Here is a 19827-nt window from a genome sequence, read left to right as displayed (position 1 = left end):
ACATCACCGGCATATTCACTGCTTATGGTCATCGTATGCCCTCATTCACCCGCCGCACCGCCCTGCTGATGCTGGCCTGTGCCCCTGCCCTGTCTGCGTGCAGCGCGGCACCCACCGAACCCCAAAGCGTCGGTTTCATGGAACCGCCGCTGTATCCCAACGAGACGCCCCAATTGCGTCGTCTGATCAACAAATACGCCGACGCCTACGACGTCCCGCGCCCGTTGATCCACCGCCTTGCCATCCGCGAAAGCACCCACAATCCGTCCGCGCGGAACGGCCCCTATTACGGCCTGTTGCAGATATTGCCTGCCACAGCCCGCAGCATGGGTCACACAGGGTCGGCTTCGGACCTGCTGGATGCCGAAACCAACCTGAAATACGGGGTGAAATACCTGCGCGGCGCGTGGTTGCTGTCTGATGGCGACATGAGCACCGCGATCCACTGGTACGCGCGCGGGTATTACTACGAGGCCAAGAAGCGCGGGATGCTGGTGGAAACCGGCCTGCGCAAGGGCTGAACGCGCGCAGAGCGTCCCAAGATCGGGGCGATTTTCGGTAATACATCCCAAACGCAAAAGGCCGCCCCGAAAGGCGGCCTTTTCCAATTCCGAACCCGAAGGAGGGCGAAAGACTTATTCGTCTTCCAGCGCCTCAACGGCTTTTTGCAGCTCGTCTTTCGAGATTTCTTTCTCGGTGACGGACGCCTGGTCGAACACGTAATCGACAACCTTGTCCTCGAACAACGGCGCGCGCAGCTGCTGTTGCATCTGCGGGTTCTGCTGCACGAATTCAAAGAACTGGCGTTCCTGACCGGGGTACTGACGCGCCTGGTTCATCACGGCCTGGCTCATTTCGGCGTCGGTCACTTCGACTTCGGCCTTCTGACCCAGTTCGGCCAGCAACAGGCCCAGACGCACGCGACGCTCGGCCAGTGTCTTGTGCTCGTCCGTGGGGGTCACGTCGGGGTGATCGTGACCTTCGACGTCAGGGTTTTCCTCGTGCCACAGCTGGTGCGCGATCTGGCCTGCTTCGGCGTCGACCAGCGACGGGGGCAGATCAAAGCTGACGGCCTTGTCCAGCGCGTCCAGCAGGCCGCGTTTCATCACGGCGCGGGCGGCACCGGCGTATTCGGCTTCCAGACGCTCGGCGATCTGACCTTTCAGCGCGGCCAGATCTTCGGCGCCGAATTTCTTGGCCATCTCGTCGTTGATCTCGGCGGCTTTGGGTTCTTTCACGGCTTTGATGGTGCAGTCGAACACGGCTTCTTTGCCGGCCAGATGCTCGGCCTGATAGTCCTCGGGGAAGGACACCGTCACGGCCTTTTCTTCGCCTTCTTTGACGCCAACCAGTTGATCCTCGAAACCGGGGATAAAGCTGTTCGAGCCCAGAACCAGCGGGTAATCTTCGGCAGAGCCGCCTTCGAAGGCTTCGCCGTCAACCTTGCCGACGAAATCCATCACGATCTGGTCGCCGTCCTTGGCTTTGGAGCCTTTCTTGCGGTCTGCGAAATCCTGTGCGGTTTCTGCCAGGTTGCCCAGGGCTTCTTCCACGGCAGCGTCGTCCGATTTCACGACCAGCTTTTCCAGCTTGATCTTGCTCAGGTCAACTTCGGGGATTTCGGGCAGCTTTTCATAGGACATCTCGACGTTGACGTCGTCGCCCTCTTTCCAGTTCTCGTTTGTCATTTTGACATCGGGCTGCATGGCGGGGCGGTCGCCGCTGTCTTCGAAATGTTTGGACATCGCGCCGTCAACGCTTTCTTGCATGACTTCGCCCATGATGCGCGGGCCGAACTGCTTTTTCAGCAGCGCCATCGGGACCTTGCCTTTGCGAAAGCCCTTCATTTCAACTTCGGGCTGCGCCTCGACCAGCTTTTCGTTCACTTTGGCTTCGATTTCGGCCGCGGTGATCGTGATGGCGTAGCCGCGTTTCAAACCTTCGTTCAGCGTCTCGTTGACCTGCATGTGTGCTCCATAGCGTAACAGCACCCCAATGCGGAGTGCTTGGCAAAATTTGCGCCGTTCTATTGGCCCAATGGACCGGGCGCAAGGGGTTCAAGGTGCAAATCCGCGCAAGCCTTGGGGCCTGCGCGGATTCAACTGGTGTCGGGCGTGGCTTGTGCCGTCCGGTCTAGTTGTAGAACAGGTTCGGCAGGTACAGCGCGATGCCCGGGAACAGGATGATCAGCAGAACACCGATCAGCGTCACGATCACATAAGGAATGACCGACGCGTAAATGTCGCCCATGGTCACATCCGGCGGCGCCACCCCCTTGAGGTAGAACAGGTTAAAGCCGAAGGGCGGCGTCATATACCCCACCTCCATCATGATGATGAACAGGATGCCGAACCAGATCGGGTCAAAGCCCGCCTGTTGCACCACCGGCAGGAACACCGGCAGCGTGATCAGCATGATCCCAACGGGGTCCAGCACCATTCCGAAAAAGAACAGCACCATCAGCATGAACGCCAGCGCCCCCCAGCGACCGCCGGGGATATAGGCCATCAGGTCGCTGATCAGGCTTTGTGCCCCCAATGCCGTGTAGGCGGTGGAAAAGGCATGTGCCGCAAACAGGATCCAGATGATCAGCGCCGTCAGCTTCAGCGTGGCAATAGACGCCTCGTGGATCACCGGCCAGGACAGTTGCCGGTTCACGCCGGTGGCGAACAGCGCGCCGAACACACCGATGGCCGCCGCTTCGGTCGCGGTGGCAAAGCCGCCAAAGATCGCGCCCAGAACGATTGTCACGATCAGGATCGGCAGGATCACCGCGCGCAGCGACCGGAACTTTTGGCCCCAGTCCGCGCGCTCTTCGGGGGGCAGCGCCGGGCCCAGATCCGGCTGCAACCAGCAGCGCCCGCCGATGTACAGCGACACCAGCACGAACAGCGTCAGGCCGGGGCCGACACCTGCGGCGAACAGACGGCCCACCGACACTTCGGTCAGCAGCGCATAGAGCACCATCAGGATCGACGGCGGGATCAGAATGCCCCAGCCCCCGCCCGCGTTGATCGCCCCCAGCGCCAGCTTCTTGTCGTAGCCCCGTTCCAGCATCTTGGGCAGCGCAATCGTGCCCATGGTCACAACGGCGGCACCGGAAATGCCGGACATGGCGGCAAAGATCACGCAGATCAGCACCGTGCCAATGGCCAGACCGCCGCGCAGGCCGCCCCACCATTGGTGCATCATATCGTACAGATCATTCGCAACCCCCGATTTTTCCAGCAGGATCGCCATGAAGACAAACAGCGGAATCGCCATCAACGTGGGGTTTTGCATCGTCTCCCACATCTTGGAGGCCAGCAGGTAAAATCCGATCTCGCCCATCTCGAAGTACAGGAAAACCACCGACACACCGCCCAGCACAAAGGCCAGCGGGGTGCCCAGCATAAGAAAGACCAGCAAGCTGCCGAAGAACAGCAGGGTCAGAAGTTCGACGCTCATTGCTGCATCTCCTTGGAAGGTTCTAGGGTGTTGTCGGTGTCAGGTGTGCCGGGTTTGCCAAAGACGTCATCCGGCACGGGCAGGCCCATGACGACGCGCACATCGGCCCACAGGCGGATCACCCCCTGCAACAACAGCAGGGCGGCGGCGACGGGGATCATGATCTTGGTCGGCCACAGGGGCGCTTTCCACATCGACTGTGACCGCTCCATATCGTCCAGCGCCTCGGCGGCGATGTCGTAGCCCTGCCACAGCAGAACCCCCACAAACAGCGCGAACAGCGGCCATGTCAGAATGTCCAGCATCGCGCGGCGGCGCAGGCTTTGGGCGCCATAGATGATGTCGACGTTGACGTGCCCCCGTTCGGTCAGCAGATAGCCACCGCCAATGATCGCGTAGACGCCAAAGATCAGCACAGCCAGCTCTGCCGTCCAGATCGCCGGGCTTCCGACCAGATAGCGCATGACCACATCGGCCAGCAGCAGGGCAAAGATTATCAGAACGGCCAGCGAGGCCCACTTTCCGATAAACCTGTTCACGCGCGTCACGGCGCGGGCCAGTTGAAACATGTGACTGTCTCCTGAATGAGTGCAAAGCGCCCGCGCCGCCCCGGAAGGGGTGCGCAGGCGTCATCAAAGCCCGGTCACCGGCCCGTTTTGCAGGCCGGTGATGTCAGGTGCTTTAGGCGTAACCGAGGTCTTTCATCAGGCCGCGATAGATGTCGGCGGCCTTGGCGGCTTTTTCGCCCTTCTGGCCCTCTTCCTCGAGGATCTGGGCAGATGCGGCGGCCAGCATGTCCAGCACGTCCTGCGGCAATTGCACCACTTCGACGCTGTTGTTGGCCACGCCTTCGGACAGTGCGATCGCTTCTTTGTGCTGGTATTCGGCCGACCGCAGGAAGAAACGGTTTGTGACGGTGTCCAGCAGCGCGGTGCGCAGATCCTCGGGCAGGTCGGCCAACGCGTCTTCGTTCATGATGAACGCGTCAGTGGTCTGTGCCAGAACCGGTTTATAGTGGTATTTGCACACTTCCCACAGCGACATCGACTGCGCGCCCACGGCGGCACCCCAATGCGCGCCATCGACCACGCCTGACGACAGGGCCTGATACAGTTCCGAGCCGGGCACAAACTGCGGTGCGGCACCGGCTGCGGCCAGATAATCCAGCATCTTGCCCGAGGACCGGATTTTCAGGCCTTGGAAATCTGCGGCGGATTCGATCTTTTTCGACACGACCATTTCGGTGGGCAGAACCTTTTCCGACATCAGACGGACGCCGTCCGAGGCCAGATCTTCGTTTACCAGATCCTCGATGCCGAGGTTCTTGATCGCGTGTTCCATTTCCCACGCCTGACGCAGCGTGCCCGGAATGCCATAGGCAAAGGACGCGGCTTCGGCGTTGTCGATGATGTAGGACGGGCTGATCGAGCCCATGGGCACCACGCCCTTGCGCACGATGTTGTAGATGTCGGGGCCTTTGGCAAACTCGCCGGCACCCAGCAGTTCCAGTTTGAACGCACCTTCGGTGCGCTCTTCCAGTGCTGTCGCCAGCACGCCAAGGCTGTCGGTGAACGAGCTGGACGCCTTGGGCCAGTGGGCCTGTACGCGCCATGTGACTTCGCCTGCGGCAATGGCCTTGCCCACCAGCGCGGGTGTGGCGACGGCGGCAACGGCGGCTCCGCGCAGCATGGCGCGGCGGTTCATACCTTTTGACTTGATGGTCATGTCTTCCTCCCAAAAGAATGGCTTTGGCACCGGTCGCAATGCCGCCGGAAGCCGACGACATGCAAAGGGTGCCTATGAGTGCAGGAGTGTGGACGCGATAGCCCCGCCCCTCAACCAATCTTTTCAAATGCGACCCAACGTCCTGTGTGCGAAATGGACTTGAAGAATCCGCAATCTTCGCAAAATAGGCCGTGCGCGACCGTCCCTCATAACTTCAGGTAACTGGCCACCACGTGCTGCGAGGCCTTTAACAAGTCCTCGCTGAAACCGGCAACACGCAGCAAATCTTCGTGCCCCACCTCCTCGCCCGCGATCCCGAGACGCAGAATTGGCAAGAGTTGCTCCCAAACCAGACGCGCGCGCCGCAGCCGTCCCTCAGCGCGCGCATTGGGCGGCCCGAGAACCCCGCGATCGGCGCTGCCCGTCTCAAGCAGCGCCAGACTGGTTTCAAACAGCTCAAGGGTTGCGGCCAACCGTTTTTGCTGGCGTATCCTGTCAACACCCAGCCCGACATAGCAAAATTCCTTGAGCACCTTTTGCGACAACATCCGCTGCCGTCCGGCGATGTTGACCGTATTGGCCAAGGCCCCGCCCTGCGTCGCAGATGCGCCTTGGGCTTCAATCGCGTTGACCGTTTCATTCAGGCGTTCCAGCAGCGGCAGGTCCAGTTCGGTCACCTGCGCCACCACCACCGATTGCAAATCCTGATGGCTGACCTGCAACACAGCGCGCCCGAAAGTATCAAAGATCTCGTCCGATTGATCCAGCAGCGCCAGAACCTGCGGATCACGCGCGGGCGCGAGTTGTTTTTTCGTGCCTCCGTCGCGCAGGACAGTCTGTGTTTGTGCAAACACAGCATAGGCCTGCTGCGCGACAGCGCTGAACCGTTCTGCGTGGACATCCCCCATGACAAAACACGATGCCATCCCCATACGCTGCGACAACATCCGCTGCCGCCCGGCAATATCAATGCGCTGATTCAGCGCCGCATCAGATGCGGTCGTTTGGGCCACCACCGCGGATGCGAAGCCGAAGCCCCCAAGCGCGCCCGCCAGAAGCATCAAAACGCTCAGAATTCTCATGAGGTGCCAACCCTGCCTGTTCATCTTGGACCCAGTTAGCATTGAAGACCTGAACAAGCGGTTAAGGCACGCAAATGCGCCCCACCAAAGCAGATTGCCGCGTTTTGGCGCTGTAATAAATGGCCACACGAAGTACGCGTATTTGACAGAGACGTCTTAAGGGGGGAAATGCACACTCTGATTATCAAGTAAAATCAAAGTGGTGCGGGTGAAGGGACTCGAACCCCCACGCCAAAGGCGCCAGAACCTAAATCTGGTGCGTCTACCAATTCCGCCACACCCGCACATTTGCAGCGCTCATAACACAGCGCTGGCGCGTCAGATACCAAAGCATCGCGCAATAGGCGAGACCAAAAATGCCACAGCCAGGCCAGGAAAATTTTACAGTTATTATTCTGGCGACATTAACGGATTATTGGGGTATATTGTCGTCAACCTTGAGGCAGGTTGTACAAAAAGAGAGACGCCCATGAAACCGAAAACGGTCGGGCGCGTCGAAAGCGGACAGGTTCCGCAACTGCGCGCAGAAATCCTTCATGTCGGCCTTGTTGCCGGCACAATCCTTTTGACATCCGACGGCGAAATTCCTGTGGAATATCTGTCCGCAGGCGATCGCATTATCAGCCGCAATGCGGGTCTGGTGACGCTGAAAGCTGTCAGCACCACGCGGATCACATCCGCCGCTGTGGCCATTGCCGCCGGATCGCTGGGCCAGAAACGGCCGGAAACCAACGTGATCCTGCCTGCCGCGCAACAAGTGTTGGTGCGCGACTGGCGGGCCAAGGCGCTGGCCGGTGCATCGCAGGCCGTTCTGCCCGCCGGATGCCTGATCGACGGTGAATTCATCACCGATCTGGGCGTGCGCACCATGACGCTGATCCAGTTGGGGTTTGACGCGCCTCACGTGGTCTATGCCGACGGGCTGGAACTGTCGGTGCCCGCGATGGTGGCCGTGCACGAGATGGCCGCCTAAGGCGCCAGCTTACGCAACACTGCCGGAAGCAGATCCGGCAAATCCTCGGCAATCAGGCCGGGGCCGAAGCTGAGCGCACAAGACACGTGCAGCCAGGACGCGGCCCTTGCGGCCTTGGTCGGGGCAAAGCCGCGCGCAAGCAGTCCCACGATCATTCCGGACAGAACATCCCCTGCCCCCGCCGTGGCGAGCCACGGTGCAGCGCGATCGCCGCGCGCGCTGTGCACGGCGCAGCCCCCGTCGGGATCGGCAATTACCGTGTCCACGCCCTTGAACAGAACCACAGCCCCGACACGCGCCGCGGCTGCGCGGGTTGCTGAAACCTTGTCGTCAAGGTGCGGATCATCGCCAAGATCCGCGGCAAGGTCAGGAAACAACCGCGCGAATTCGCCGCCATGCGGGGTCAGCACGCAGCGGTCGTGCAATTGCCCCGACAGCAGCGGATCGCGGGCCATCAGCGTCAGCGCATCGGCGTCCAGAACACAAGGCCGCCGGCTGTCCAGCACGCTGCGGACCAACCCCGCCGCGCGGCTGTCCAGCCCCAGCGCTGGTCCTGCACACAGCGCGTTCAGGCGGCTGTCTTCCAGCAACGTGGTCAAGTCAGCGGCGTCCTTCAAACGGTGCAGCATCACGGCAGTCACCTGGATCGCCACCTCAAGCTGCGCCGCAGGTGGCACGCCCAGCGTCACCAACCCCGCGCCCGCACGCAAGGCGGCCCGCGCGACCATGCGCGCGGCGCCCGTGCGGCCGGGACCGCCGCACAACACCAGCGCATGGCCGTGGTCAAACTTGTGCCCTGCCTGCTTGGCAAGCGCGGGCAGGCTTTCGCGGGTGATGGATTGCGGTGTCATGGCAGGTGCCTCCGGCGGGGATATTTAAGGCCAAAAGAAAACACCTAACGGTTGCCCTGTTGCAAGCAACCCCGGCGGGTGTGTCACGCCGTCAAAAGAGCTTATGCGTGTCAAACAGCCCTATCTTTTGCAAAGTGATCAATTTTTAATCATACTGCACAAAAAACGTCCTCATCAATTCCAAATCTGCCTGATCCTATTGCAATCCGCCCGCCCGTCGTAGACGCATCAGGCGCAAAATGGTCTGACGCCCATCGACACCATGCAAAGGGAGGCCCGCATGAAGAAGATTGAAGCCATCATCAAGCCCTTCAAGCTTGATGAAGTGAAAGAGGCCCTCCAGGACGTGGGCGTGCAAGGCCTGAGCGTGATCGAAGTCAAAGGCTTCGGGCGCCAGAAGGGTCACACGGAGCTTTACCGTGGCGCCGAATATGTCGTCGATTTCCTGCCGAAGGTAAAAGTCGAAGTCGTGCTGGACGACGATCAGGTTGACGGCGCCATCGCGGCGATCATCGACGCGGCCAAGACCGAAAAGATTGGCGACGGCAAGATTTTTGTCACTTCCGTCGAACAAGCCATCCGCATTCGCACCGGTGAATCCGGTTCGGACGCGCTTTAAACGTACAATTCTGCACAAGAAGGACAGACACACATGGGAAACAAAGTTCTCGACATGATCAAGGATGAAGGCGCCGAATACGTCGACATCCGTTTTACCGACCCGCGTGGCAAATTGCAGCACGTGACCCTGATCGCCGATCAGGTTGACGAGGATTTCCTCGAAGAAGGCTTTATGTTCGACGGCTCGTCGATCGAAGGCTGGAAGTCGATTGAAGCATCGGACATGAAGCTGATGGTCGATCTGGACAGCGCCTATGTTGACCCCTTCTATGCCGAAAAAACCATCTGCGTGCACTGCTCGGTGGTCGAACCCGACACCGGCGAAGCCTATGAGCGTGACCCGCGTGGCACGGCGCTGAAAGCCGAAGCCTACCTGAAATCTTCGGGCATCGGCGATGTGGCCTATATGGGCCCCGAGGCTGAATTCTTCCTGTTCGACGACGTGCGTTACCAAGTGTCGATGAACAAAGTGTCCTATCAAGTGGACGCGTCCGACGCGGCCTGGAACACAGACACCGAATACGAAATGGGCAACATGGGCCACCGTCCCGGCATCAAGGGCGGCTATTTCCCCGTGAACCCCACCGACGAGGCACAAGACCTGCGTTCGGAAATGCTGTCGACGATGAAACGTCTGGGCATGAAGGTCGACAAGCACCACCACGAGGTTGCGTCGTGCCAGCACGAGCTTGGCCTGATCTTTGACAGCCTGACCAAACAGGCCGACGAGCTTCAGAAATACAAATACGTGATCCACAACGTGGCCCACGCCTATGGCAAATCCGCAACCTTCATGCCGAAGCCCATCGCGGGCGACAACGGCACGGGCATGCACGTGAACATGTCGATCTGGAAAGACGGCAAGCCCCTGTTCGCAGGCGACAAATACGCCGACCTGAGCCAGGAAGCGCTGTATTTCATCGGCGGCATCCTGTCCCACGCCAAAGCGTTGAACGCCTTCACCAACCCCGGCACCAACAGCTACAAGCGTCTGATCCCCGGTTTCGAGGCCCCCGTTCTGCGCGCCTATTCGGCCCGCAACCGTTCGGGTTGCGTGCGTATTCCGTGGACAGAAAGCCCCAAAGCCAAGCGCGTCGAAGCCCGTTTCCCCGATCCGTCGGCGAACCCCTACCTGTGCTTTGCGGCCCTGCTGATGGCCGGCCTTGACGGTATCCAGAACAAGATCGATCCCGGCGAAGCCATGGACAAGAACCTGTATGACCTGCCCGCAGAAGAGCTGGCCGGCATCCCCACGGTGTGCGGTTCGCTGCGCGAAGCCCTGGAAGAGCTGGAAAAAGACATGGACTTCCTGCTGGCCGGTGACGTGTTCACCCGCGACCAGATTGCAGGCTATGTCGATCTGAAAATGGAAGAAGTGCACCGTTACGAACACACGCCCCACCCGGTCGAGTTCGCAATGTACTATTCCTGCTGAACCGGTTGCGGGCCTTGGCCCGCACATCGCAGAAATCGGAAAAGGCGCCCCTTCGCGGGCGCCTTTTTTCGTGGGTACGACCGGCGCATTTCAAAAGCAGGACACAGGTTTTACACGCCAAGGTGGAAACGGTGCTGAGAACTATCGGTTTCCGGCTCAAATCCGCCTCTTCCTGCCCGCGCCACGTCGTTTTTCTTGGGGAAACGCGCATTTTGTGCATGATCTGCGCATCAATATTTTTTGAATTCGGATTTTTGTTTTTTAACGAAGGATAGCATGCCATGACCGCGACATTTATCACTTCAACCAGCGTCGTTTCCGGAATCGCCCATAGTTTTACCGCTGACGGCGACAGTTTCTATCTGCAACAGGGAATCTTGTGGGGGTCCACCAACGCCAATATGTTTTCTGGAAGCTTCTATGATGATGTTTCCATCGTTCTCGCCGGTGACGCTGTGCAGGCGAATAACACCTTCTTTAGTGGAGACCGTGTTAATCTAACGATCACGGCAACCGGCAGCGTCACTAACTTTGACATGGATTCGACGCAGGCCACGTTCCAGATCACCGGCGCGGATTCCTCCATCACCAATCATGGCAGTATCATCGCCCAAAAAGCCATTGGCCTGTTTTCCTCGGGTGGCACATCGACGATCACCAACACGGGTAACATCGAAGCCAGCAGTGGCGTTTTTATCAGCTATGCCGGCGTGGGCGACACGTTCTACAATTCCGGCACCGTGCAGGCCAACAACTACGACGACGACCTTAGGGATTCGCGTCACAACAACGGCGTTGTCGCACTGCGGTCAGACAGCACCATCGTCAACTACGAAGGCGGCGTGATCTCGGCCATGTCGAGCGAAGGCGCAGGCATCAAGGTGATGCAGTCCGCGAACAACTCGATCGTTCTTAACCACGGCGACGTGCACTCGGTCCAGGCCTGGGGCGTCGATTTTGGTGAACTCAACGCCTCAAATCTGGCGGTTCTGGTCAACACCGGCACCATTTCGGGCGGTGCGGGGTCGTTTCTGGGGTCGATAAGTGCGGATGTGGTCGACAACTCTGGCACGATGATTGGCGACGTTGCCCTGAATGACGGCGACGACAGCTATACCGCGACCAATGCGGGCGTCGTGCTGGGGTGGATCAACGGCGAGGCTGGCAATGACACGTTGACCGGGGGCGACAACGCCGATTTCATCGACGGGGGCGCCGACAACGACCGCCTGTTCGGACGTGGCGGTGACGACGACCTGCGCGGCGGGCTGGGCAGCGATTTCATGTCCGGTGGCACGGGTGATGACCAACTGATCGGTGACGACGGGGCCGACAAGATGTTTGGCGGATCGGGCGACGACACGCTGAACGGTGGCCGGGATCAGGACACCATCCGTGGCGGTGACGGCAACGACGAGATCAACGGCGGGCGTCTGGCCGATGTGCTGCGCGGCGGTGCGGGGGCCGACACGTTCCTGTATACTTTCAAGCAAGACAGCAGCACCGGGGCCAGCGACACCATCCAGGATTTCGAAGTCGGCATCGACGTGATCGACCTGAGCGCGGTGGCCTCGGGGCTGACATTCGTCGGCACGGCGGCTTTTTCCGGCACCGGCAACGAGGTCCGCTATGACATCGACGGCAGCGGCAAGACCTTTGTCCAGGTCGACACCGACGCCAACGGCAGCGCCGACATGCGCATCTGGCTGACGGATGTGGGTGCGCTAAGTGCGGATGATTTCGTGCTGTAAACCCAAAACCGTTCCCCACCTCCCGGCCCCAATAGGTCGGGCGGTGGGGACAGACAACCCATTTTTCCCCACGAAGTCATATTGACCGATGGAAAGGTTGCCCGCCTAATTCCGTCAAATAGTTTCGATCTCTGGTCCGATCCAATTCGGATCGCTCTGCGCCAGACGACACACAGCATTTTTGACAATCCCACCCGACCGCACCACCTGCGCGATGGCTATTTCAAGGAGAATTTAAATGACCAACTACATTTTCACGACCAGTTCCACGCTCAACACCTCGCACGTGGTGGTGCCAACCTCGGGGAACGACAATATTTTTATCCTGGAAGGCGTGGCGCTGATCAACGATGGCACCGGCGCCACACGCGAAGTGATTGATCACGATTTCACCTCGGCCTATGTCCCGCCCAGCTACATCACCAACTACGGCACGTTGATGTCGGTAAGCGCCGATACGATCTTTATGCGCGGGGATGGCACCAATATCTACAATGGCGCCACGGGCAAGATCGTCTCGATGAGGTTTGCGGCAGTGCATTTGCGTGCCGACGATATGAAGGTGACCAACCTTGGCGAATTTGTCGGGAACGCCGGTGTCATGCTGTACAACGGGCGCGGCGTCACCATCGACAATTCCGGCACCATCACGGCCACCGGAGATGGCGCAAATGACGCGGCGATCAAGACCTATATCACCAGCGCTTTTGCGCAGGCCGCGATCCAGATCAACAATTCGGGTACCCTGAACGGTGCCGCGCGACTGGCCGAGAACGGCGGCGGGACATGGGCAATCTGGAGCTATGCCTTCAGCAGCTATTACGAAGATTTCGACATCGCCAACTCGGGCACCATCAACGGCAGCATCTCCTTGCTGGGCGGGATGGACCTGATCAACAACAGTGGCGAAATTTTCGGCGACGTGCTGACATTGGCCGGGGAAGACACCGTGTTGAACCAAGGCACAATCGCCGGGGATGTTGATCTGGGGGACGACGACGACATCTACACCGCAGTGGGTGACGGCGTGGTGACGGGACAGGTGCGGGGCGGGTTGGGCAATGACACCCTGACTGGTGGCAACAATGCGGATTATCTGGACGGCGGGGTCGGCAACGACCGGCTGTACGGGCGCGGCGGCGATGATGACCTGCGCGCGGGCGAAGGGGCCGATTTCGTGGCGGCAGGCACCGGCGATGACCAGGTGCTGGGCGATGACGGGGCCGACAAGATCTTTGGCGGGGCGGGTGATGATACACTGCAAGGCGGACGCGATCAGGACACCATTCGCGGCGGCGACGGCGAGGACGAGATCAACGGCGGGCGTCTGGCCGACGTGCTGCGTGGCGGTGCGGGGGCGGACACGTTCCTGTATACGGTCAAGCAAGACAGCAGCACCGGGGCCAGCGACACCATCCAGGATTTCGAAGTCGGCATCGACGTGATCGACCTGAGCGCGGTGGCCTCGGGGCTGACATTCGTCGGCACGGCGGCTTTTTCCGGCACCGGCAACGAGGTCCGCTATGACATCGACGGCAGCGGCAAGACCTTTGTCCAGGTCGACACCGACGCCAACGGCAGCGCCGACATGCGCATCTGGCTGACGGATGTGGGCGCGCTGAGTGAGGATGATTTCGTGCTATAGGTCGCAGGGCCGGCTTCGCCAAAGCTACCGCCATGGTTTACCGAACCGGTGCCTTGATCCAAGATTTCACCAGACAGCAGTCATTAGATTGAAGACATTCAGACCAGTTCATCAAGTCTGACAGATTGAAGACCCTGCCCCGCTTGCCGAAAGCAGTGCAATCATACCCAAAAGGAGAATTCTCATGGCACTACGGCTTTTCACCACGGACCTGATCGGCACTGGCGTGCAGATCACCGCCAACACCGATGACCTTATTATCGTCGCCGACGACGTGATCGTTTCAAGTTCAGACGGCAATACCATTTATTCAGATGGCACTGCGGACAGTGTGAATGTGGTCATTGCGGGCGACCTCTACGCTTATGGCAACGGGGTAAGCCTCAATACGAATGGGACCACCGGCCAGCACAATGTGACGGTTCAGGCCACCGGCAGCATCGTGGCCTATTTCTTTACCGGAATAATAATCCATGGAGACGACAGCATTGCCGTCAACTATGGACAGATCACCACCCACCGCTCTGTCGGAATGGACCTGTCTGACGCAGAGTTTGGCACGTTGATCAACTATGGCACCATCAATGCCACTGACACCGGCATTTACAGCAGCGGCTTTCTCTTGGAAAGCGATGTTGTCAATGCGCACCTTGAAAACCATGGCAGCCTTAATTCAAACTCGACGACTGCTGCCGCCATATCCGTTGAAGCGAGCGGCGCGGTTTATACGCTGAACACAGGCTTGGTCAGCGGTCGGTTTGCAGCCTACCAGTCGAAATATTCCGCGACTGACACTGTCGACAATTCCGGTGTATTCCAGGGCGATGTGCTGCTGGGCGCGGGCGACGACGTTTACACCGCTTTTGACGGTGGCATCGTGCTGGGTGTTATCGACGGCGGGCTGGGCAATGACACCCTGACCGGCGGCAGCAACGCCGATTTCATGGACGGCGGCGACGACAATGACCGCCTGTTCGGACGCGGCGGTGACGATGACCTGCGCGGGGGCTTGGGCAGTGATTTCATGTCCGGCGGTATAGGCGACGACCAATTGATCGGCGACGACGGCAGCGACAAGATGTTCGGCGGGTCGGGCGACGACACGTTGAACGGCGGCCGTGACAAGGACACCATCTATGGCGGCGACGGGGCCGATGAAATCAAGGGCGGACGGCTGAATGATGTGCTGAACGGCGGTGCCGGGGCCGATGTGTTCGTCTACGGCGTCAAACAGGACAGCAGCACCGGTGCCAGTGATGTCATTCAGGATTTCGAAGTGGGCATCGACACCATCGACCTCAGCGGGGTTGCCTCGGGGCTGACATTTGTCGGCACGGCGGCCTTTTCCGGCACGGCCAACGAAGTGCGTTTCGACATTGCGGGCAACGGGCGCACCTACATTCAGGTCGACACCGACGCCAACGGCAGCGCCGACATGCGCATCTGGCTGACCGATGTGGGTGCGCTGAGTGCGGATGATTTCGTGCTGTAACGCAGTCGCCGCGTCTTAAAAAGGCGTCTTAAAAGCAGGGCCGTTTTGTCCGCAAAGCGGCCCGTCTTTGCCCTAATGTTGCCCTGTCTTCATGTGATTGACCGTACAAGCGCCCAAACCTTGCGGAGATTCCATGGCCGACACCCTGCCCTTGCACACAGATGTGCCAGCAACTGCGCACGCCCTGGCGGCACGCGCGTTACGCCCCGACGGTGCCGAACTGTGCGCGCGGGTGAATGCCGCGATCAAGGACACCGGCATGGTTCTGGAACAGGTCGCGGACCTGTCCGGCGGGCAGGCCCTGTTCAGCCATCCGCATGTGCATCTGTCGGTCACCGCACACCGGCGCAAGATGCCGCGTCAGGCCATGGCCGGTGCGCTGGCCAGCCCCTTTGCCAAGGCACGCATCCCCGATTACGACCGTCTGTTTTCCGCCCACACCGGCTATGTCACACTGGACGTGGGGCACGGCGCAGGCCCTGACGACACGATCAAGGACAAGCTGCCGCTGGTGTTGCGTCTGCGGGTGCTCAAGGCGGCATTGGACGCACTGATTGCCACCGCGCCGGTGTCGCTGGTGCATTGGGTGCAATCCGACACGATCTGCGCCCCGTCAGAACTGGAAATGTGGAAAGACAGCGACCTGCCGTTTTCGCTGGTCATGCATCCGCTGCCCCTGCCCGCGCGCCCCGACATCGACGGCGCCGCCCGGCTGGCCATGATTGCGGGCTGTTCCGAACATCTGTTGGGCAAGACCCTGTATCTGGACCCGATGCCGCGCGATCAGGCCACCGGATTGCGTCAACTGGTGTCGATCCTGAACGAACATCACGAAGGCCGCATTCACCTGAACCATGGGGACAGCCTTGAGCTGACAGACGGCACCGTTTTGCATGTCCGCCACGAAAACGCGGCGTCGGCGGACAGGCCGGGGCGCATCTGTGTCGGCTTGACCCCGCCGCAGGCGCGCACCGCACCCACGACGGACGCCGCAGGGTTCGAGGACCGCCTGTCGCGTCTTAAAGGTGTCGCGCGCGGCGATACAAAGATGGCCGTCAGCATCACCGACAAGGTCGAAGCCGAAGCGCGCCCGCGCAAAAGCCTGCTGTCGCGCATGGCATTTTCGCTGATGGTGCGTGGCGTGGTGTTACCTGCCTTGCTGTTGGTGCTGTATTACACGTTTGTCACGCCCCCCAAAACGGTGTCTGTCGCCAGCAACACCTCGCTGTCCGAGAGTCTGGTGACCACGCAAACCCTTCCCGCGCAAGGAACCGCACAGCCCTAGATCAAACGCTTTACGCAGCCCCGGAATACGGCGATACTGAAGTGTCTGTTGTTGATACCGGGAAGATTTTTTTATGTCATTTCGCACCCTTGCACACACGATTGCCCTGTCGCTGACCACCGCATTTTGTCTGACACCGGCAGCTTACGCGGCCAGTTGCGGCAACACCTCGTCGGGGTTCGAGGCGTGGAAAAAAGAATTCGCCGCCGAAGCCCAACGCGCAGGGGTCAAACAGCGCGGACTGGATGCGCTGGCGCGGGCCAGCTATGCGTCGTCGACCATATCGGCAGACCGCAACCAGAAGTCGTTCAAATACAGCCTGTCCAAGTTTCTTCAGGTGCGCGGGGCCGACACAATCGTGGCCCAAGGGCGCAAGCGCAAAGCCAAAAGCCCGTCGTTTTATCAAGCACTTGAACGTCAATACGGCGTGCCTGCGGGCGTGATCATCGCCATTCACGGCATGGAAACAGCCTTTGGCGGGTTCATGGGCGACACCTCGGTTGTCTCGGCCATCACCACGCTGACCTATGATTGCCGCCGCTCGGCGTTCTTCCAACCGCACGCCATCGGGGCGCTGATGCTGGTGGACCGTGGCGCCATCGACGGCGCGACCAAAGGGGCCAAACACGGCGAGCTGGGGCACACACAATTCCTGCCCGGCAACGCGCTGCAATACGGTGTGGACGCCAGTGGCGACGGGCGGGTTGATTTCTACAACCAGACCGACGCGCTGGCCTCGACCGCGAATTTCCTGCGCGCCAAGGGCTGGAAAGCCGGTCAGGGCTATCAGGAAGGGCAGCCGAATTTTGCCGTGATCAAACAGTGGAATGCAGCCACCGTTTATCAGCAGGCCATCGCCCTGATGGGCGCGCGCATCGACGGCTGATGCATCCCTGCCGCAGGTGCGCGTCCGTGCGCCTGCCCTTTGCCGATGATAGTTGAATTCAACCGCCCCTTGGGCCATATGCGATGCCAAGGGTCCAAGGCCCCTGCCGCCTGCATGTGGTGAAGCCTTGGCTGATTTGTCCCGTCTGATCCCCATATGATCGCACCGGACCCCGGCAATGCAGGCACCCGGCCCCAGATTTGCGATCCTGACAGGATTGAAGACATGGAACATTCCCTTCCCTCGCGCGATGCGCTCAAGGCACAGGCAAAGCGCCTGCGTGCCGATCTGGCGGCCCAGGGCACGCCCATCACCCACGCGCAGGCGCTGGAAACGCTGGCCCATCAATGGGGCGCGCGTGACTGGAACACGTTGTCGGCGCGGCTGGGCAATGATGCGCCTGCGGGGTTCGCCCCCGGCATGGCCGTTTCGGGCCGCTATCTGGGTCACCGGTTTACCGGCTGCGTCAAGGCCGCGCGGATGATGGCGCACGGGCACTGGCAGTTAACCCTGCGCTTTGACCGGCCGGTGGATGTCGTGACCTCGCCGCATTTCAGCAACTTCCGGCAACAGGTGAACTGTACGGTGGATGCCAGTGGTGCCAGCCCGCGCAAAACCTCGGACGGTCAGCCGCAGATGGTCATCGACATGGGCTAGCTGCCCACGTCTTGGGCGCGCAGCACATAGGTGTGGATGGCAAAGACCACCGTTCCCGATTGCGGCAGGCGGATCAGCGTCTGCCGCTCGGACCGGAAATAGCCCGCGCCGTCCCGTTGGTGGCGTGGTTCGGTGGCGCTGCGCGGTTGGTGCAGTTCGGGGTCGTCATACCACAGCGCATTGAACCGCCACAGCGGGCGGTCGGGTTGGATACCATCGAACAGCCGCTGCACACGCTTTGCGATGTTGGCGTCATAGGATGCCACGGGCGTGTGGATGGCCCCCAGCGGGCGCCCTGCCTTTTCGTCCAGCCGCCAACTGGCCGGAAAGCACAACACCGCGCCGGTCAGCACATGTTCATCGCCGCGTTTGTCAAGCAGCACAAAATCGCATTGCACAAGACGCCCCAGCGTCGTCATAGGGTCCGCGCGGTCGATGGTGACCTGCCGTCCGTCAGGGCATGTGACCACACCGCCGTCTTGGGCAAACCCCAGACCGGGCAGCAGCCCCAGCACCATCTCCAACAGCTCGACCGCCGCTGCGTGGGCTTGGGGTTCAAGATATAGCACCGCGTCAGCCCTGGTCTTGATCAGGTCACAGCGGCGTGCCATCTGACCGCCATAGGCTTCGTCCACCCGCAACCACGGCTCTGTCGCGGGCTGGATGCCCGGCAAGGCGCGGGGCGTGATGTCATAGGGGATTGTGCGGTGCAGAATGGTCATGGCCTACCGCTAGCCCTGCCCGAAGTCCGGTGCAAGTCAGGCCACTGCGAAACCCTGTGGAAGACGCGCTAAATTTCTGAACCAGAATACAAAAAAGGCGCGCACCCTGCGGTCCGCGCCCTTTTCTGATGTCTTGTTTGTCAGATCAGCCGCGTGCGCGGTCGACCAGCTTCCAGACGGCGGGCAGCAGCACGGCGGCCAGCGCCAGTTTGATGGCATCGCCCAGCAGGAACGGTGTCAGACCCCATTGCAGGATCGGTTTGTCCCAGCCGTACAATTGACCCAGCCACGCCAGACCCGGCAGATAGATCACCGCGTTGCCGATCAGCATCGCCAGCGCCATCCAACCGATCGACCGGTCCCAGCCGCGTTGCGCCAGCGCGCCCAGCACCACGGTGGCCAGCACATAGCCCACCAGATAGCCGCCAGTGCCGCCCATCATGTAGGTCAGGCCGTATGCTTGGGCCGACGAACCTGCGAACACATCAAAGCCCAACGCGCCGATAATCATGTAGCCAAGGATCGTCACCAGACCCAGTCGCGCGCCGTAAGCCGCGCCAACGGCCAGCACCGCAAATGTGCCCATCGTGATGGGCACAGGCCACATCGGAACCTTGATTTTCGCTGCAACTGCAAGCAACAGAATGCCCACCGTCACCATAAGCACCTGACGTGCGCGCAAGGTCAGCTTATCATCTGAGTTAAGAAGATCGCTTAGCACTCTGTTTTGCATCGTTTTTTCCACCAGACAGCTCCGTTTGTTATCTGTAACAGTCCCGCCAATGGTGCCAAGCCGTCAAGGTTTCTGCAAGCGCGAAATTCCCCGCTTATGCGCGGGGTCACGCTGGGTCATACCGGCTGGTCATATGGTAGGCCTTGCGCGGCCCCCGCACCGACCAGGTGACGGTGAACGCGGGCCATTCGCTGAAATCATATGACCCGTCATATTGATCGGGATCGCACCAGTGACCACTGTCACCGCCCAGCGGCGGGACGCGGTGGAAAAACCGTCCGTCGTCAAAATAAACCTGCAAGTCGGCATCCCACAGATAGACCCGCTGCCCCGTCATCGCGGGCCCCTCGCCGATGCGCAACGCGCCCTCTTCGACACAGCGCAGCCGGTCGCCTTCGGGCGTCCAGGTGGCGGTGCCTGTGAATTGCGCGGTGGTGCCGTCTTCGTGCACGATCTGCCGCGTCAGCCGCCATTGGCCTGCGAAATCGCTGAGGGTACGGGCGGTGGGCGCGTGGGACATGG

General features: G+C 60.5%; 19 protein-coding genes and 1 tRNA gene. 10 read left to right on the top strand and 10 right to left on the bottom strand.

Annotated elements, in window-relative coordinates; translation table 11 throughout:
• Window positions 1-35: 35 nt before the first annotated feature.
• Window positions 36-521, top strand: coding sequence for a lytic transglycosylase domain-containing protein (locus AAC077_RS01835; RefSeq protein ID WP_339766240.1), 486 nt, complete (start codon window positions 36-38; stop codon window positions 519-521).
• Window positions 522-635: 114 nt separating this feature from the next.
• Here the strand turns inward: AAC077_RS01835 and tig are convergent, their stop codons facing one another.
• The 6 genes from tig to AAC077_RS01805 all read right to left on the bottom strand — a co-directional run bounded on the left by tig (window position 636) and on the right by AAC077_RS01805 (window position 6538).
• The gene (tig, locus tag AAC077_RS01830) at window positions 636-1967 is read right to left on the bottom strand and encodes a trigger factor (protein ID WP_339766239.1); all 1332 of its coding nucleotides are present in this window, start codon (window positions 1965-1967) and stop codon (window positions 636-638) included.
• A gap of 166 nt (window positions 1968-2133) precedes the next feature.
• Window positions 2134-3447 carry a TRAP transporter large permease subunit gene (locus AAC077_RS01825; RefSeq protein ID WP_339766238.1) on the bottom strand — a complete coding sequence of 438 codons (1314 nt, stop codon included), beginning with the start codon at window positions 3445-3447 and terminating at the stop codon, window positions 2134-2136.
• Entirely contained in the window at window positions 3444-4016 is a 573-nt protein-coding gene (locus AAC077_RS01820; RefSeq protein ID WP_339766237.1) for a TRAP transporter small permease subunit, read from the bottom strand. Before AAC077_RS01820 ends, AAC077_RS01825 begins: the two co-directional genes overlap by 4 nt.
• A 112-nt stretch (window positions 4017-4128) precedes the next feature.
• Complete coding sequence (dctP, locus tag AAC077_RS01815) at window positions 4129-5172, bottom strand: TRAP transporter substrate-binding protein DctP (protein WP_339766236.1); 1044 nt, start codon at window positions 5170-5172, stop codon at window positions 4129-4131.
• A 206-nt stretch (window positions 5173-5378) separates the two neighbouring features.
• Window positions 5379-6278, bottom strand: coding sequence for a type IV pili methyl-accepting chemotaxis transducer N-terminal domain-containing protein (locus AAC077_RS01810; RefSeq protein WP_339766235.1), 900 nt, complete (start codon window positions 6276-6278; stop codon window positions 5379-5381).
• A gap of 176 nt (window positions 6279-6454) precedes the next feature.
• Window positions 6455-6538: transfer RNA gene (locus AAC077_RS01805), tRNA-Leu, on the bottom strand.
• Between the two features lie 185 nt (window positions 6539-6723).
• Between AAC077_RS01805 and AAC077_RS01800 the strand changes: the two genes are divergently transcribed.
• Window positions 6724-7227: a Hint domain-containing protein gene (locus AAC077_RS01800; protein WP_339766234.1), complete on the top strand. Its 504-nt coding sequence runs from the start codon at window positions 6724-6726 to the stop codon at window positions 7225-7227.
• Here the strand turns inward: AAC077_RS01800 and AAC077_RS01795 are convergent.
• Complete coding sequence (locus AAC077_RS01795; protein ID WP_339766233.1) at window positions 7224-8078, bottom strand: NAD(P)H-hydrate dehydratase; 855 nt, start codon at window positions 8076-8078, stop codon at window positions 7224-7226. The genes AAC077_RS01800 and AAC077_RS01795 overlap by 4 nt on opposite strands.
• Window positions 8079-8358: 280 nt before the next feature.
• Between AAC077_RS01795 and AAC077_RS01790 the strand changes: the two genes are divergently transcribed.
• From AAC077_RS01790 to AAC077_RS01755, 8 genes are all read left to right on the top strand, one after another.
• A complete protein-coding gene (locus AAC077_RS01790) occupies window positions 8359-8697 on the top strand; it encodes a P-II family nitrogen regulator (RefSeq protein WP_339766232.1) in 339 nt (112 codons plus the stop codon).
• Window positions 8698-8730: 33 nt separating this feature from the next.
• Window positions 8731-10134, top strand: a complete 1404-nt coding sequence (glnA, locus tag AAC077_RS01785) for a type I glutamate--ammonia ligase (RefSeq protein WP_339766231.1) — start codon at window positions 8731-8733, stop codon at window positions 10132-10134.
• A 536-nt stretch (window positions 10135-10670) separates the two neighbouring features.
• Window positions 10671-11885, top strand: a complete 1215-nt coding sequence (locus AAC077_RS01780) for a M10 family metallopeptidase C-terminal domain-containing protein (RefSeq protein ID WP_339766230.1) — start codon at window positions 10671-10673, stop codon at window positions 11883-11885.
• A gap of 238 nt (window positions 11886-12123) precedes the next feature.
• Window positions 12124-13530, top strand: a complete 1407-nt coding sequence (locus AAC077_RS01775) for a calcium-binding protein (RefSeq protein WP_339766229.1) — start codon at window positions 12124-12126, stop codon at window positions 13528-13530.
• Between the two features lie 184 nt (window positions 13531-13714).
• Window positions 13715-15022, top strand: a complete 1308-nt coding sequence (locus AAC077_RS01770) for a M10 family metallopeptidase C-terminal domain-containing protein (protein ID WP_339766228.1) — start codon at window positions 13715-13717, stop codon at window positions 15020-15022.
• A gap of 133 nt (window positions 15023-15155) precedes the next feature.
• The gene (locus AAC077_RS01765) at window positions 15156-16307 is read left to right on the top strand and encodes a hypothetical protein (RefSeq protein WP_339766227.1); all 1152 of its coding nucleotides are present in this window, start codon (window positions 15156-15158) and stop codon (window positions 16305-16307) included.
• A 73-nt stretch (window positions 16308-16380) separates the two neighbouring features.
• Entirely contained in the window at window positions 16381-17193 is an 813-nt protein-coding gene (locus AAC077_RS01760) for a lytic murein transglycosylase (RefSeq protein WP_339766226.1), read from the top strand.
• Between the two features lie 225 nt (window positions 17194-17418).
• Window positions 17419-17850, top strand: a complete 432-nt coding sequence (locus AAC077_RS01755) for a glyoxalase superfamily protein (protein ID WP_339766225.1) — start codon at window positions 17419-17421, stop codon at window positions 17848-17850.
• Here AAC077_RS01755 and AAC077_RS01750 read toward each other — a convergent pair.
• The 3 genes from AAC077_RS01750 to AAC077_RS01740 all read right to left on the bottom strand — a co-directional run bounded on the left by AAC077_RS01750 (window position 17847) and on the right by AAC077_RS01740 (window position 19825).
• Window positions 17847-18572 (bottom strand): DUF3445 domain-containing protein, encoded by a 726-nt coding sequence (locus tag AAC077_RS01750; RefSeq protein ID WP_339766224.1) that lies wholly within the window; start codon window positions 18570-18572, stop codon window positions 17847-17849. The genes AAC077_RS01755 and AAC077_RS01750 overlap by 4 nt on opposite strands.
• A 145-nt stretch (window positions 18573-18717) precedes the next feature.
• On the bottom strand, window positions 18718-19305 hold the full coding sequence (locus tag AAC077_RS01745) for a biotin transporter BioY (RefSeq protein ID WP_339766223.1): 588 nt from the start codon (window positions 19303-19305) through the stop codon (window positions 18718-18720).
• 106 nt (window positions 19306-19411) lie between these two features.
• Window positions 19412-19825: a DUF6314 family protein gene (locus tag AAC077_RS01740; protein WP_339766222.1), complete on the bottom strand. Its 414-nt coding sequence runs from the start codon at window positions 19823-19825 to the stop codon at window positions 19412-19414.
• Window positions 19826-19827: the final 2 nt, after the last annotated feature.

The sequence above is a fragment of the uncultured Pseudosulfitobacter sp. genome, from assembly GCF_963976325.1.
In the GTDB taxonomy this organism is placed as follows: Bacteria; Pseudomonadota; Alphaproteobacteria; order Rhodobacterales; family Rhodobacteraceae; genus Pseudosulfitobacter.
Note: the sequence above shows the minus strand (reverse complement) of the source record. Positions and strands in the feature narration are given on the sequence as shown.